At 68.7% G+C, this 14,505-nt stretch carries 15 protein-coding genes; 8 read left to right on the top strand and 7 right to left on the bottom strand.

Annotation, left to right across the window (positions count from 1 at the left end; all coding sequences use genetic code 11):
* From AC1DKV_RS31070 to AC1DKV_RS31090, 5 genes are all read left to right on the top strand, one after another.
* The coding region (locus AC1DKV_RS31070; protein WP_441650184.1) for an acyl-CoA dehydrogenase family protein at positions 1-227 on the top strand (227 nt) is incomplete at its 5' end.
* Positions 228-285: 58 nt separating this feature from the next.
* Positions 286-1,893, top strand: a complete 1,608-nt coding sequence (locus AC1DKV_RS31075) for a carboxyl transferase domain-containing protein (protein WP_477138781.1) — start codon at positions 286-288, stop codon at positions 1,891-1,893.
* A 40-nt stretch (positions 1,894-1,933) separates the two neighbouring features.
* A complete protein-coding gene (locus tag AC1DKV_RS31080) occupies positions 1,934-2,722 on the top strand; it encodes an enoyl-CoA hydratase/isomerase family protein (protein WP_441622972.1) in 789 nt (262 codons plus the stop codon).
* 70 nt (positions 2,723-2,792) lie between these two features.
* Positions 2,793-4,817 carry an acetyl/propionyl/methylcrotonyl-CoA carboxylase subunit alpha gene (locus AC1DKV_RS31085; RefSeq protein ID WP_477138782.1) on the top strand — a complete coding sequence of 675 codons (2,025 nt, stop codon included), beginning with the start codon at positions 2,793-2,795 and terminating at the stop codon, positions 4,815-4,817.
* Between the two features lie 239 nt (positions 4,818-5,056).
* Positions 5,057-5,770, top strand: a complete 714-nt coding sequence (locus AC1DKV_RS31090; protein ID WP_477138783.1) for a class I SAM-dependent methyltransferase — start codon at positions 5,057-5,059, stop codon at positions 5,768-5,770.
* A 3-nt stretch (positions 5,771-5,773) separates the two neighbouring features.
* On the opposite strand, the gene AC1DKV_RS31095 is transcribed toward AC1DKV_RS31090, so the two are convergent.
* From AC1DKV_RS31095 to AC1DKV_RS31115, 5 genes are all read right to left on the bottom strand, one after another.
* Positions 5,774-7,060: an RNA polymerase sigma factor gene (locus tag AC1DKV_RS31095; RefSeq protein WP_441622978.1), complete on the bottom strand. Its 1,287-nt coding sequence runs from the start codon at positions 7,058-7,060 to the stop codon at positions 5,774-5,776.
* Positions 7,061-7,077: 17 nt separating this feature from the next.
* Positions 7,078-7,485, bottom strand: coding sequence for a VOC family protein (locus tag AC1DKV_RS31100; RefSeq protein ID WP_441622980.1), 408 nt, complete (start codon positions 7,483-7,485; stop codon positions 7,078-7,080).
* A gap of 85 nt (positions 7,486-7,570) precedes the next feature.
* Positions 7,571-8,107: an SRPBCC family protein gene (locus AC1DKV_RS31105; protein ID WP_477138784.1), complete on the bottom strand. Its 537-nt coding sequence runs from the start codon at positions 8,105-8,107 to the stop codon at positions 7,571-7,573.
* Between the two features lie 50 nt (positions 8,108-8,157).
* A complete protein-coding gene (locus AC1DKV_RS31110; RefSeq protein ID WP_477138785.1) occupies positions 8,158-8,571 on the bottom strand; it encodes a YciI family protein in 414 nt (137 codons plus the stop codon).
* A 165-nt stretch (positions 8,572-8,736) separates the two neighbouring features.
* Entirely contained in the window at positions 8,737-9,090 is a 354-nt protein-coding gene (locus AC1DKV_RS31115; RefSeq protein WP_441622986.1) for a YciI family protein, read from the bottom strand.
* 306 nt (positions 9,091-9,396) lie between these two features.
* Here AC1DKV_RS31115 and AC1DKV_RS31120 point away from each other — a divergent pair, with 306 nt between their 5' ends.
* The 3 genes from AC1DKV_RS31120 (at position 9,397) to AC1DKV_RS31130 (ending at position 11,154) form a co-directional block, all read left to right on the top strand.
* Positions 9,397-10,095, top strand: a complete 699-nt coding sequence (locus AC1DKV_RS31120; RefSeq protein ID WP_441622988.1) for a dienelactone hydrolase family protein — start codon at positions 9,397-9,399, stop codon at positions 10,093-10,095.
* Positions 10,096-10,320: 225 nt separating this feature from the next.
* The gene (locus tag AC1DKV_RS31125; protein ID WP_441622990.1) at positions 10,321-10,512 is read left to right on the top strand and encodes a hypothetical protein; all 192 of its coding nucleotides are present in this window, start codon (positions 10,321-10,323) and stop codon (positions 10,510-10,512) included.
* Between the two features lie 267 nt (positions 10,513-10,779).
* Positions 10,780-11,154: a hypothetical protein gene (locus AC1DKV_RS31130; RefSeq protein WP_441622991.1), complete on the top strand. Its 375-nt coding sequence runs from the start codon at positions 10,780-10,782 to the stop codon at positions 11,152-11,154.
* Positions 11,155-11,181: 27 nt separating this feature from the next.
* Here the strand turns inward: AC1DKV_RS31130 and AC1DKV_RS31135 are convergent, their stop codons facing one another.
* Together AC1DKV_RS31135 and AC1DKV_RS31140 are read right to left on the bottom strand one after the other, a co-directional pair.
* Positions 11,182-11,550, bottom strand: coding sequence for a hypothetical protein (locus AC1DKV_RS31135; RefSeq protein WP_441622993.1), 369 nt, complete (start codon positions 11,548-11,550; stop codon positions 11,182-11,184).
* 176 nt (positions 11,551-11,726) lie between these two features.
* On the bottom strand, positions 11,727-14,504 hold the full coding sequence (locus AC1DKV_RS31140) for an Hsp70 family protein (protein ID WP_477138786.1): 2,778 nt from the start codon (positions 14,502-14,504) through the stop codon (positions 11,727-11,729).
* Position 14,505 lies beyond the last annotated feature (1 nt).

Raw genomic sequence — 14,505 nt, forward strand, 5'->3', positions numbered from 1 at the left:
ACGTGCGCCAGGTGCGCAAGGACTGCGCCGCGGTGATCCTGTACACGGCCGAGAAAGCCACCTGGATGGCCGGCGAATCGGTGCAGATCCTGGGCGGCAACGGTTATATCAACGAATACCCGGTGGGCCGCCTGTGGCGCGACGCCAAGCTGTACGAGATCGGCGCCGGCACCTCGGAGATCCGCCGCATGCTGATCGGGCGCGAACTGTACGCCGAGACCATGTAAGCCATTGCGCCAGCACCGCCGCGATCCACAGACAGACAAGAACCCGGACCCGAGACCTATGCCCACGCTCGAAACCAAACTCAATGCGCGTTCGGAATCCTTCCGCGCCAATGCCGACGCCATGCAAGCGCTGGTCGTCGACCTCAAGGCGAAGATCGCCAAGCTGGCGGAAGGCGGCGGCGAGGAAGCCCGCGCCAAGCACCTCGGGCGCGGCAAGCTGCTGCCGCGCGAGCGCGTGCAGCAACTGCTCGATCCGGGTACGCCGTTCCTGKAGCTGTCGCAGCTGGCGGCCTACGACATGTACGACAACGCGGCGCCGGGCGCCGGCATCATCACCGGCATCGGCAGCGTGGCCGGCCAGGAATGCGTGATCGTCTGCAATGACGCCACCGTCAAGGGCGGCACCTACTACCCGCTGACCGTGCGCAAGCACCTGCGCGCGCAGGAGATCGCCGAGCAGAACAACCTGCCCTGCATCTACCTGGTGGACTCGGGCGGCGCTAACCTGCCCAACCAGGACGACGTCTTCCCCGACCGCGACCACTTCGGCCGCATMTTCTACAACCAGGCCAACCTGTCCAAGCAGGGCATCCCGCAGATCGCGGTGGTGATGGGCTCGTGCACGGCCGGCGGTGCCTACGTGCCGGCCATGAGCGACGAATCCATCATCGTCAAGAACCAGGGCACCATCTTCCTGGGCGGCCCGCCGCTGGTGAAGGCGGCAACCGGAGAAGAAGTCAGCGCCGAAGACCTGGGCGGCGCGGACGTGCATACGCGCCTGTCCGGCGTGGCCGACTATTTCGCGCAGAACGACGGGCACGCGCTGTCGCTGGCGCGCAATATCGTGCAGCACCTGAACCGCCGCAAGCCGGACCAGATCCGCCTGCACGAGCCGCTGCCCCCGCGCTATCCGGTGGAAGAGCTGTACGGCGTGATCCCCACCGACACGCGCAAGCCCTATGACGTGCGCGAAGTCATCGCCCGCATCGTCGACGACTCCGATTTCGACGAGTTCAAGGCGCGCTACGGCACCACGCTGGTGTGCGGCTTTGCGCGGATCTGGGGCTACCCGGTGGGCATCGTCGCCAACAACGGCATCCTGTTCTCGGAGTCCGCGCTCAAGGGTGCGCACTTCATCGAGCTGTGCTGCCAGCGCAAGATCCCGCTGGTGTTCCTGCAGAACATCACCGGCTTCATGGTGGGCCGCAAGTACGAGAACGAAGGCATCGCCCGCAACGGCGCCAAGATGGTGACGGCCGTGGCCACGGCGCAAGTACCGAAGTTCACCGTGATCATCGGCGGCTCGTTCGGCGCGGGCAACTACGGCATGTGCGGGCGCGCGTATTCGCCGCGCTTCCTGTGGATGTGGCCGAACGCCCGCATCTCCGTGATGGGCGGCGAGCAGGCCGCCAGCGTGCTGGCCACCGTGCGCCGCGACGGCATCGAAGCCAGGGGCGGCAGCTGGAGCGCGGAGGAAGAAGACAAGTTCAAGCAGCCGATCCGCGACCAGTACGAGCACCAGGGCCACCMCTACTACGCCAGCGCGCGGCTGTGGGACGACGGCGTGATCGACCCSGCGCAGACGCGCACGGTGCTGGGCCTGGGCCTGTCGGCCAGCCTCAACGCGCCGATCGGCGAGATGAAGTTCGGCGTGTTCCGCATGTAACGCCCTGCCCCACGCCCACGCACCGCTACAGGACACCGAAATGGAATTCACCACCCTCACCGTCACCACCGCGCAGCACGTGGCCACCGTCACGCTGAACCGGCCCGACGTGCGCAACGCCTTCAACGAAACCGTGATCGCCGAGCTGACCGGCGCCTTCCGCGCGCTGGGCAGCGAGCCCTCGGTGCGCGCCATCGTGCTGGCCGGCAATGGCCCGGCCTTCTGCGCCGGCGCCGACCTGAACTGGATGAAGAAGATGGCCGGCTACTCGCACGACGAGAACCGGTCCGATGCKATGACGCTGGCGCAGATGCTGCACACCATCTGGGCCTGCCCGAAGCCGGTGATCGCGCGCATCCACGGCGACGCCTACGCCGGCGGCGTGGGCCTGGTGGCTGCCTGCGATATCGCGGTGGCGGCCGAAGGCGTGACCTTCTGCCTGTCGGAAGCGCGCCTTGGCCTGCTGCCGGCCACCATCAGCCCCTACGTGATCCGCGCCATGGGCGAGCAGGCCGCGCGCCGCTACTTCATCACGGCCGAGCGCTTCGGCGCGGCCGAAGCGCTGCGCCTGGGCTTCGCGCATGCGGTGGTGCCGGCCGAAGGCCTGGATGCCAAGGTGGCTGAACTGGCCGCCGCTCTGGTGGCCAACAGCCCGAACGCCGTGCGCGAAAGCAAGCGCCTGGTGCAGGAAGTGGCCGGGCGCATGATCGACGACGACCTGCTCGCGGATACCGCCGAGCGGATTGCCGCGATCCGCGCCTCGGAAGAAGGGCGCGAGGGCGTGAGGTCTTTCCTGGAAAAGCGGGCGCCGGCCTGGAAGCCTAGCTAAGGGTCGGCCAGCGCCCCGAGAACCGCACCGAACAGCCTAAAACAAGTCTCCGAGACAAGGAACCACCACCATGTTCAACAAGATCCTCATCGCCAACCGCGGCGAAATCGCCTGCCGCGTAGCGGCCACCTGCCGCCGCCTCGGCATCCGCACGGTGGCGGTCTACTCGGACGCCGACGCCGGCGCGCGCCACGTGGCGCTGTGCGACGAGGCAGTGCATATCGGCGGCGCGGCGGCGCGCGACAGCTACCTGCGCGGCGAGCACATCATCGAGGTGGCCAAGGCCACCGGCGCCCAGGCGGTCCACCCGGGCTACGGCTTCCTGTCGGAGAACGACGGCTTCGCCGAGGCCTGCGCGGCCGCGGGCCTGGTCTTCATCGGGCCGCCGGCGGCCAGCATCCGCGCCATGGGCAGCAAGAGCGCGGCCAAGCAACTGATGGAAAAGGCCGCGGTGCCGCTGGTGCCCGGCTATCACGGCGAGGACCAGGACCCGGCGCTGCTGCGCCGCGAAGCGGACCGCATCGGCTACCCCGTGCTGCTMAAGGCCAGCGCCGGCGGCGGCGGCAAGGGCATGCGCGTGGTGGAAGGCGGCGACGGGTTCGAGGCGGCGCTGGCGTCGGTCAAGCGCGAGGCCTCGGCCAGCTTCGGCGACGACAAGGTACTGGTGGAGAAATACCTCACGCGCCCGCGCCATATCGAAATCCAGGTGTTCGCCGACACGCATGGCAACTGCGTCTACCTGTTCGAGCGCGATTGCTCGGTGCAGCGGCGCCACCAGAAGGTGCTGGAAGAAGCGCCGGCGCCTGGCATGAGCGAGGAGCGCCGGCGCGCCATGGGCGAGGCGGCGGTGGCCGCGGCGCAGGCGGTGGGCTACGTGGGTGCCGGCACGGTGGAGTTCATCGCCAACCAGGACGGCTCCTTCTATTTCATGGAGATGAACACCCGCCTGCAGGTCGAGCATCCCGTGACCGAGATGATCACCGGGCAGGACCTGGTGGAGTGGCAGCTGCGCGTGGCGTCCGGCGAGCCGCTGCCGCTGAAGCAGGATCAGCTGCGCATCCACGGCCATGCGCTGGAGGCGCGTGTCTATGCCGAGAACCCGGACAAGCAGTTCCTGCCGTCCACCGGCACGCTGCGCTACCTGCGCACGCCGGCGGCAGTGCAGTTCGAGCGCGGCCAGGACCATGGCGCGCCGGCCGGCGTGCGCATMGATTCGGGCGTGCGCGAGGGCGACACCATCAGCCCGTACTACGACCCCATGATCGCCAAGCTGATCGTATGGGGCCGCGACCGCGAAGAAGCGCTGGCACGCATGGCACAGGCGCTGGCCGAATACCACGTGGTGGGCCTGTCCACGAATATCGCCTTCCTGCAGCGACTGGTGACCTCGCAGGCGTTTGCCAAGGCCGACCTGGATACCGGGCTGATCGAGCGCAACCAGGCGGCATTGTTTCCGCCTGCCGCGCCGGTGGGCATGGATGGCATCGCGCTGGCCGTGGCGGCGCTGCTCGACGAGCAGGCGCGCACCCGGCGCGTGGACCCGGCCGATGCGCATTCGCCGTGGCAGCATGGTGGCGCCTGGCGCCTGAACGGCGAGGCCACCAGCCAGTACCGCCTGCGCAGCGGCGACGGCGAGACCGTCGCCAGCGTGCGCAGCGACGGCACGCGGCAATGGCTGACGGTGGGCGACCACACCGTGCCCTTGCGCGTGGCCAGCGCCGGCGGCAGCCATGCGATCGACCTGGGCGAGCGCACGGTCAAGGGCAGCACCCACCTCGAGGGCGATGCGATCTACGTGTTCAGCGGCAACCGTCAGACCCGGCTCGACCTGATCGATCCGCTGGCGCACGCGGGCGGCGGCGACGCCGAGGGCGGCAAGCTGGTGGCGCCGATGCCGGGCCGCATCATCGCGGTGATGGTCCAGGCCGGTGCCACGATCGGCAAGGGCGACCCGCTGATCGTGATGGAGGCGATGAAGATGGAGCACACCCTGACCGCGCCTACCGACGGCGTKGTGCAGGAKGTGCTGTACGCCGTGGGCGACCAGGTGCAGGACGGCGCGCAACTGGTCACGCTGGAGGATGCTCCGGGTTGATGCGGGGACAAGCGCGGGGACAAACGCGGGAACAAGCGCGAAAACAAGCGTAAGAGCAAGTGCCGGGCACCGCGCCGGGCGCTTGCTGCGCTTGCGGGCCTGCCCGCGCACCCGCAGGTGCCTGAAAGGTTCCTTTTCCGCGCGGCCGGCAGCGAACTCCGGGCCGCGGCGGCACATTTCGGGCATACTGCCCGCTCTCCCTCCTCTAGCGGGGCCGGTTCCCGGCCTCCCCCTCTCCAATGCCCGGGTATCAAACCAAGCAAGAGCGCGTTGCCATCACGGGCGTGCCCGACCTGGTCATTCGCTGCCTGCTGGACAAGCAGCAATTCCAMGACCCGGACGGCGACGCCGAGCGCATGGGCATTTCTTCCGCCTCCTGGCCACTGTTCGGCATGTTGTGGCCGTCCGGCGCGCTGCTGGCGGCACGCATCGCAACACGCCCGGTGGACCCCGCCGAGCGCATCCTGGAACTCGGCTGCGGCACGGCGCTGGCCAGCCTGGTCGCGCACCGTCGCGGGGCCGATGTGACCGCCAGCKACTGCCACCCGATGGCGGGCCCCTTCCTCGAGGAGAACGCGCGCCTCAACGGCCTGCCGCCGATGAAATACCGGCACGGGCATTGGGGCGCGGCAGACGGCAGCGACCCCAGCCTGCCCGGCGTGCCCGACGTTCAAGGCCTGTTCGACCTGATCATCGGCAGCGACCTGCTCTATGAGCGCGACACCGACGGCAAGCTCGCCCGCTTTATCGAACGCCACGCCAGCCCGKCGGCGGAAGTGTGGATCGTCGATCCGGACCGCGGCAACCGCCCCGCCTTCAACCGGTGGATGGCGGCGCTGGGGTTCTCGCTGGAGGAGCAGCGGCTCGACCGCCCTGCCGGGGCGGAAGGAGAAGCCTACAAGGGGCGCCTGCTGGTGTACAAGCGCATGCCGCGCCAGAACGCGGCGCACTGAGTCTCAGGCGCGTGGCGCGCCCGCCTCCCGGGCGCGCTCCAGCAGGAATTCGCGCTCGCGCTCGTTGCGCGTCATGCCGGCGGCGCGCTCGAACTCGACGCGCGCCTCGCCGCGGCGGCCKAGCTTGAACAGCAGGTCGCCGCGCACGCTGGGCAGCAAGTGGTACCTGGCCAGCGACGGCTCAGCCGCGAGCGCATCGACGATCTCCAGCCCGGCCGCGGGGCCGAAGGCCATGCCGACCGCCACCGCGCGATTCAGCTCCACCACGGGCGACGGCGCCACCTGGGCCAGCGCATCGTAGAGCGCGGCGATCTGTTCCCAATCGGTCTCGGCCGCGCTCGCTGCGCGCGCGTGGCATGCGGCCAGCGCGGCCTGCAATGCGTAGGGGCCGAGCGCCCCGCCCAGTTCCTGCGCGCGTTCCAGCGCATGCAAGCCGCGCCGGATCAGCAGGCGGTCCCACCGGGCGCGGTCCTGGTCCAGCAGCAATACCGGCCTGCCCTGCGCATCCACCCGTGCATGCGTGCGCGAGGCCTGGATCTCCATCAGCGCCACCAGGCCGTGMACCTCGCTTTCGTGCGGCATCAGCGCGGCCAGCGTGCGGCCCAGACGCAGCGCTTCTTCGCACAGCGCGGGGCGCATCCAGTCGCTGCCGGCGGTGGCGGAATAGCCTTCGTTGAAGATCAGGTAGATCACCTCCAGCACCGACGCCAGCCGTAGCGTGCGTGCTTCCGGCCCCGGCACCTCGAACGGCACCCGCGCCGCGCCGAGCGTGCGCTTGGCGCGCACGATGCGCTGGGCGATGGTGGGTTCGGGTGTGAGGAAGGCGCGCGCGATCTCGTCCGTGGTCAGGCCGCCGAGCAGGCGCAGCGTCATGGCCACCCGCGCGTCGGTGGACAGCACCGGGTGGCAGGCGGTGAAGACCAGGCGCAACAGGTCATCGCCGATATCGTCCTGGCGGGCCGCATCGAGCCCATCGACAAAGTCCGGCACTACGTGTGCCTCCAGCGCATCGAGGTCATGGCCGATCTGCTCGTGCTTGCGCGCGTGCAGGGCCTGCTGGCGCAGGTAGTCCAGCGCGCGGTGCCTGGCCGTGGTCATCAGCCACGCGCCGGGATTGTCGGGCACCCCGGTTTGCGGCCAGTGCTCCAGCGCTGCCAGCAGCGCGTCCTGCGCCAGTTCCTCGGCAAGGCCCACGTCGCGCACCACGCGCGCCACGTGGGCAATGACCTTGGCGGACTCGATGCGCCATACGGTCTCGATCGCGCGATGCGCCGGAGTTGTCGCCGTCATCCTGGAGCCCCGGACGCTCACGCCTCGTCCGCGGCCTGCGGTTCCATGTACATCAGCTCCCAGATATGGCCGTCCAGGTCGTCGAAGCCGTGGCTGTACATGAAGCCGTGGTCCTGCGGCGCGCGCGCGGCGGTGGCTCCGCCCGCCACCGCCCTGGCGACGAGCGCGTCCACCTCGGCACGGCTTTCGCAGGAAATGCAGATCAGCACTTCGGTGCTTTGCGTGGTGTCGCACAGCGAGCGCGTGGTGAAGCCCTTGAAGAATTCATGGGTCAGCAGCATGGCGTAGATGTTCTCGCCGATGACCATGCAGGCCGCGTTGTCATCGGTGAAACGCGGATTGAAGGCGAAGCCGAGACCCTTGAAGAAGGCCATCGAGCGTTGCAGGTCGGCCACCGCAAGGTTCAGGTAGATTTGCTTGTGCATGATTGGTCCTTATGGTCTTCGTCKCCAGCCTTGTTCGTCGTCGTTCGTCGTCGTTCGTCGCCGTTCGCTGTCGCCGCAAGCGGGTTCAGATGGCGGTMTTCGCCTCGGCCAGCGCCTTCAGGTTGCCGAGCCCGTCCTCGAAATCCTTGCCTACCATGCGGTCCATATCGAAGACCATGTGCATCAGCTTGGCGAGGTAAGGCACGGGCCCTTGCATCGACCAGGTCACGCGCGTGGCACCGGCTTCGGGCTTGAGCGTGAACTGCACGTCGTTGTGCGCTTCGAACGGCTTGATGAAATCCAGGCGCATGGCCACGCGCGACGACGGTGTCGTCTCCACGATCTCCATGCGGCCCGTGCCGACCTTGCCGCTTTCCCAGGCATAGGCTGCACCCTGCCCGCTGGGCGTGCCGGCGTAGGTGCCCTTGATGGCCGGGTCTTTCTTCGCCCAGGGGTTCCACTGGTTGAAGTTGTGGAGATCGTTGATCATCGCGAATACCTGGTCCGGCGGCGCCTTGACGCTGGCGCTGCGTTCGACGCGGAAGGTATCGGGCCGCGTAGCGGCGTAGATCAGCACCAGGGCAATCAGGGCCGCGGCGGTCAGCAGGATGGGCTTGAGCATGATGGCGATTCCGGAACGGGGTTGGCAGTGGCCTGACGATGGATGCGGGCTCAGTGCTGGCCCACGCCGAGGTCGCGGAAGCGGTCCACCGAGGGGCCGGGCTCGAAGTCTTCCAGCTCGAACAGCGGCCGCACCTCGATCTCGCCGTCGGCCATCTCGCCGTGCGGGGCGGGGAAACGCCGCGCCCATTCCATCGCTTCCTCGCGGCTGCGTACCTGGATCAGGGTGTAGCCCGCCACCACCTCCCTGGCCTCCGCGAAGGGACCGTCGATCACCGTGCGCCGGCCAWCGGCGTAGCGCACGCGCCAGCCGGCCGAGCTAGGCTTGAGCCCGGCGGCATCGAGCAGCACGCCGGCCTTGGCCAGTTGCTCGTGGTAGGTCGCCATGGCGGCAAAGAGGCTTTCGTCCGGCATCGCGCCGGCTTCGCTGCCTTGCGTGCCTTTCACCAGGATCATGAATCGCATCGCATCGCTCCTTGGTAGGTTTGTCGGCCGGGCGCCAGCGGGGCTGGCCTGTTCCGTGGTTCATACCGGCACGACGAGCCAGGCGCGGCCAGATCGACATGCGCAGCGAAAAAATCCGTCGCCTACGGGTAACTACCTAGCCGCCCTCCCTGCGCACGCAAGGCCTCAGGTAAAGCACGGCCCCACTTCGCGGACTTCGACCGCGCACCAGGCCGCGGCCGGGCATTCGGCCGCAATGGCAATGGCCTCGTCCTGCGTGGCGCAATCGAGCAGGAAATAGCCGCCGATCATTTCCTTGGCCTCGGCGAACGGGCCATCCAGCAGGTCGCGGCGGCCTTCGCGCACCTTCACGCGCACGCCGTTGCTGTCCGAGGTGAGCGAATTGCAGCCCAGCAGCACACCGCGCTCGGTCAGGCGGCCGGCGAACTGCAGCATGCTGGCGTAGGCCTGGCGGCCTTCGTCATCGGTGCGCTCGGCGCGCTGGCCAGTGGGTTCGACKATCAGCAGCATGTACGCCATGKCGTCTCCTGTTGGTGTTGGCGTTGGAGTTGGTGTCAGGCTGGGATAAAAGGCCTGGGATTGCGATTCGGGATGGAACAGCGCACATCCTGCCCTGCCGCGGTGCCGGCCGCAAGCGGCCGGCGACCTCTGAAGTTGTCGCTGTCTCCAGGCCGTTAATTGCAATACAGCCATCCACAGGGACGAAGCTGGCGGCAGGAACCGGATTGTCCTTGCGCTCCGGCGCGCGCCGCCAATAATCCTATTTCGCATGCGCGGGTCGGCAAACCGGGGCGGCCGCCCCGAAATTCACTTGGGAGCACGGCAATGGGCGAAATGGTGACGGTAAAGACGACGGACGGGACATTCGCTGCCTACCTGGCGCGACCGGCAATGGCGACGAAGGCGCCGGCGATCGTGGTGATCCAGGAGATCTTTGGCATCAACGCGGACATGCGCACGACCTGCGACGACTTCGCCGCGCAGGGCTATATCGCCATCTGCCCCGATCTCTACTGGCGGCAGGAGCCTGGCGTGGAACTGACCGACGCCACCCAGGCCGAATGGGACAAGGCGCTCAAGCTCTATACCGCCTTCGACGTGCCGGCGGGCGTGAAGGATATCGACGCCACCATCAAATACACGCGCGCGCTGGACGGCGCCGGCGGCAAGATCGGCGCGGTGGGCTATTGCCTGGGCGGGCTGCTGGCCTTTCTCACGGCGGCGCGCACCGACGCGGATGCCGTGACGGTGTACTACGGCGTCAATATCGACAAGTACCTCGGCGAGGCCGGCGATATCCGCCAGCCGGTGCTGATGCATATCGCGGAAGAAGACGAATTCGTGCCCCGCGAGACCTGGACGCAGATCGTCGCCGCGCTGTCCGGCAAGGCGAATCTCGAGATACACACCTACCCCGGCTGCTCGCACGCGTTCGCGCGCAACAAGGGCGTGCATTTCGATGCGGCTTCGGCGCAGGCCGCCAACGACAGGACTGCGGCGTTCTTTCGCGCCAATTTGTCCTGAGGTCCGCCGGCGCACCGCGCTGTCGGGCATGACCCACCACCGCGCCCGCGCCTGTCGGGCGCGCCCCGACTGTGCGGCCGCTCAAACCTGCCGCCACCCCCCGCCAGGGCGGGCATCCGCCACAAAAGATGGCTTCCGCGCCTTCGGCACGGACGATGCGTTGTCATGGACGGCCGGGCAAGAATGCTTGCCCGCTACCAACATGACAACTCACGGAGAACCATCATGGACACGCTCGAAATCAAAGACCTTCCCGCCGCCGAAGAACTCGACCGCGAGGCAATGAAGACCGTGAAAGGCGGCATCGGCAGGACGCCGGTGCAGATCGCGGCCTGGGAACTGTCGGGCAAGCCCGCCACCTGGCAAGGCCTGGTGCTCGGCGACGACGGTCAGCTGCATATGCCCACGCCGAAGTGACGCCAGCCGGCCGGCATGGCCGCGGACGAGACGCAGAGCCTCGCCGTGGCTGCCGCTGGCGAGCATTCCGCACGGGCAGCCGGCGATACGCAAGCCAGCCCCCGCGGCGCCGCAAGGCCGGCGATGCGCCACTGCGTCCGCCGAGGCGCCAGCCAGCCGGGCAAGGCGTGRAAAAGCCTGGGGTAAAGAACGAGTCCGAATTGCCGTAACCGGTAGAATGGCCGCCGCCGGCGCATGACGCCCGGCAGTCTTCAATCCGGAGCTGGCATGGAATCCCTCTCTTTCGAGTTCGTCTCCGTCGAGGAGGCGAAGCAAATACTGGACGGTGCCGGGCCCGCGCAAACCCAACGAGACTGGGAGGACATGCGCGACCCGGCATCTCCTGACACGCATACCCTCGCGGCCGCCGCGCTCAGATGGCTGGCGTCGCTGCCGCCCGCGGCGCGACCGCTGGAACTGTGCCGCCACTATCCGCGCATCGGCAACCAGCTGGCGATGCTGGCGGCCAGCCCGGATGCCTTGTCGGGCTATGTCGGCGACCTGCTGATCGACAAGCGTGGCGGGCGCCAGGGCTTTCCCGGCGGCATCGCGCTGGAGCTGTCGCGATTGCAGGAGCATATCCTGTCCGCGAAGCAGCAATGACGGCGCAAATGCCGGCCATGCTTTGGCTCAGCGCGCCTTGGCCGGTACGCAGTCTTCCACCATGCCGCTGATGCGCCCGGCGCTGATCAGGGGATGCCACTCATCGGCGCTGCGGATTTCGACATCGGTACCGTCCTGTGCCCGGCGCAGACTGATCAGGTGAAAGTAGCGGTACTCCGAGTTGTCGGCACGCCCGACCCGGATATCCACCCGGCCCGGCTCTGAATAGGACACCACATTGGCGTCGTCGCCTAGCCGGCCCTTCAGGCACATCACCAGGCTGGCCGTGCTGGCCGCGGAATGGATGCGCTTTGGCTCCCTGGCCTGAATGGACTCAGGACTGACGCCGCTCGCACATCCGGCAAGCCATTGAGCCGCTATCGCGGCGACCAGCAAAAACCGAACTCTCGACATTCCCCCTCCTTTGGCAGATGCGTCGGCGCATGTTACATGCAAACGACATCCTGGGGCCGCGGCGCATGCCCCGTGCGCGCATGCACCGGGGCCTGCCGCGCGCTAGCCGGATGAAGTGGCGGGAAAAGCGATCCCTGGCGCGCCCCCCCTGTCCGGGCTCACCCCAGGATCAGCTTCAACCCGGCGGGCAGCGATTCGCCGAAGACCCTGCCTTCGTCGGCTTCGTCGAGCTCCACCGTTTCGCGGACCATGGCGATCCAGCTTTGCGGCGCGTTGGCGGCTTCGAGCCGGCGCACGACGCTCGCCCGGGTCTCGGCAGGCAGGTCCMTGGAGCGGTCGCCTGTCATGCGCGCGATCTGGACGGCGGCGAACGCGGCCGGCTCGACCTTCTTCCAGTCGAGTGCAAGGATGGCGTCCAGCCACCGCGCGGCAACCTCGGCCGGCACCACGCTGTGCGCGCTGCCATAGAACGGCCGGCGCGCCCCGATGCGGCCCACCGCCCACCAGCCCTGGCTGTTTTCCGAAGGCTTGCGCAAACGGGCCAGCAGCCATTCCGCGACCTCGATCTTGCGATCGGCCGGGATCTGCTCGAGGGATCCGGCAAGGCGCACCATATCGGCGTACCCCGCCCTTGCGGGCCCGGCGGGCCGCTTATAGCGCGAGCTGCCGGGCGGCTGCAGGTAAAAGGCCATGTCGTCCAGCAAGCGCAACTGCGCGCTCTCGTCCAGGCCGCCAGCCGCGCGTCGCCACAGCGTCCACCACTCCGACCAGACCTGGCTTTCATTGACGTACTGGATCCCCTGCTCGTACAGCGACCAGAGCTGCCCGACCCGCCAGTCGTCGAGCGGGTAGCCGAAGCCCGGACGCACGCAATAGCCGGCCAGGTTCAGCCACAGGCGCTCATGGTCGGCCGAACGCCGCCGACGCCGCGCGCGCTCCCAGAACGCGCCGAACAGCTCGCGCAGCAACGCGCTGTCCCAGCGCTCGCGCGTGCCCAGCAGTTGCTCGAGCTGCGCGCGCATGCGCTTGACTTCCTTGGGCCCGACCTCCTGGGAGCGCGCGCCAAAGGTGCGCTCGATCGTGTCGACGGCTTGCGCCAGGGACGGGTGCGCCGTATCCGCGGGCGTGGGCGTGGCCGCTTCCGCGCCATTGCCGCGCAACTGGAATTCGAGCCGCCACCGGTGCGAGGCATCGGCAATCTCGATGCAGTGGACCTCCAGCGTGCCTACCTCGGTCAGCGACGTGGTGAGCTGCACGGGCGTTTCCCGTGGCCCGCTGGTGCCATGCGGTTGCACGACGGTGGCGATCGGCGGCAGGCGAACGAAGTCGCCCGTCGACAGGTCGGTCAGCTCACCGGGCGCATACGCCGTGTCGGCAACGGAGGAAACCAAGTGGAAACGCACCGGGTGCCCGAGCCGCAGAGCGAATGCACGATCCCTGAGCTGGATTTCGTGCCCCTCTTCCGTGCCCCGCGGCAGCAGGCAGATCCCTTGCTGCCCCGGCGCGCCATCGTCGAGAACGAGGAAGTAGCTGCGCGGCGAACCTCCGCCGATGCGCGGGGCATGCCCGGTGCGCGCGCGCGCGTACGCGACCGCGCCACGGGCGACGGCCACGTCGGGATCCGCGTTATGCAGTATCTGCAGGGGCGCCCCGCGCCACGTGCCCAGGGTCCCGGCGATGCGCCCCGCCAGGGCTTCGGCGCGGAACACGCCGCCGTTGAGCAGCAGGGTGTCGGGCATCGGCAAGGCCGCGCCCTGCGCCTGCGGCGCGTCCAGTGCTGTCTTCGACTGGGCCGCGTGCTGGCCCAGGAAGGCCGCCACGTGCCGCGTGACGGCCGGATCGGCCGCATACGGCAGGCCGAACTCCACAATGGCGCCCCGTGCGCGCCCCGGCCTTTCGCCGGACGACACCACGGGGAAGAAGCCATCGACGATGAGCTGCTCGATCTCCTGCCGCGTGACTTCCACCGAGCGCGCCCCGCCGATCAGCCGGGAGCCCGCGCCCAGCAGCGTCACCGTGACCGAGTCCGGCGCCTGCGCGCCGAGCATCTGCTCTTTGGCGGCRCGGCAGCGCGCGACCAGCTGGGACAGGCTGGCCGCCGACAGCCGCTCCTGCCCGCTGCCCAGGCGCGCTTCGACAAGATGCGCCAGGGCGAGATCCATATTGTCGCCACCGAGCATCAGGTGATTGCCGACGCCGATGCGCGTGAGCTGCGGCTGGCCGTCCTGCATCTCGACCTTGACCAGGGTAAGGTCGGTCGTGCCGCCGCCCACGTCGCAGATCAGCACCAGGCGCGTTTGCGCCAGGTCCGCGTCCAGGCTGCGGCGATGATGGAACAGCCAGTCGTAGAACGCAGCTTGCGGCTCCTCCAGCAGGCGCAGCGCGGGCAGCCCGCCCAGGCGCGCCGCCTCCAGCGTCAGCGCGCGCGCGCCTTCGTCGAACGAGGCAGGCACGGTGAGCACCACGTCCTGTTCTTCGAGCCGGGCATCGGGAAAGCGATGATTCCATGCCGTGCGCACGTAGGCCAGATAGCTGGCGCTGGCGGCGACCGGCGAGATCTTGCCGACCTCCTCTTCCGCCCCCCAGGGCAGGATTGGCGCGGTCCGGTCGACCGAAGCATGCGACAGCCAGCTCTTCGCGCTGGCCACGAGCCTGCCGGGCACCTGCGCGCCCAGGGTGGAAGCAAGGCGCCCGATCACGGTCCGGCGCGCCCCGGCGCTCACGGTTTGTTGCCAGGGCAGTTGCAGGTCGCCCGCGCTMAGCTCCCCGGGCGCCGCGTGATAACGCACGGAGGGCAGGAGGGGCCGCGCGGCGACCTCCCCCAGCCCGACCAGCTGGTCGATGTCGAAGACGCGGATATCCTCCGACCCCGCCTGCGCATAGGCGACCACCGTGTTGCTGGTGCCAAGGTCAATGCCGACGATGTACTGCTTCATC

The sequence above is a fragment of the Cupriavidus sp. 05T41 genome (assembly GCF_056396525.1).

Coding starts and splice junctions, on each gene's coding strand:
- AC1DKV_RS31130 (WP_441622991.1), top strand. CDS start 10,780: ATGGAATCCCTCTCTTTCGAGTTCGTCTCCGTCGAGGAGGCGAAGCAA.
- AC1DKV_RS31100 (WP_441622980.1), bottom strand. CDS start 7,485: ATGCACAAGCAAATCTACCTGAACCTTGCGGTGGCCGACCTGCAACGC.
- AC1DKV_RS31125 (WP_441622990.1), top strand. CDS start 10,321: ATGGACACGCTCGAAATCAAAGACCTTCCCGCCGCCGAAGAACTCGAC.
- AC1DKV_RS31120 (WP_441622988.1), top strand. CDS start 9,397: ATGGGCGAAATGGTGACGGTAAAGACGACGGACGGGACATTCGCTGCC.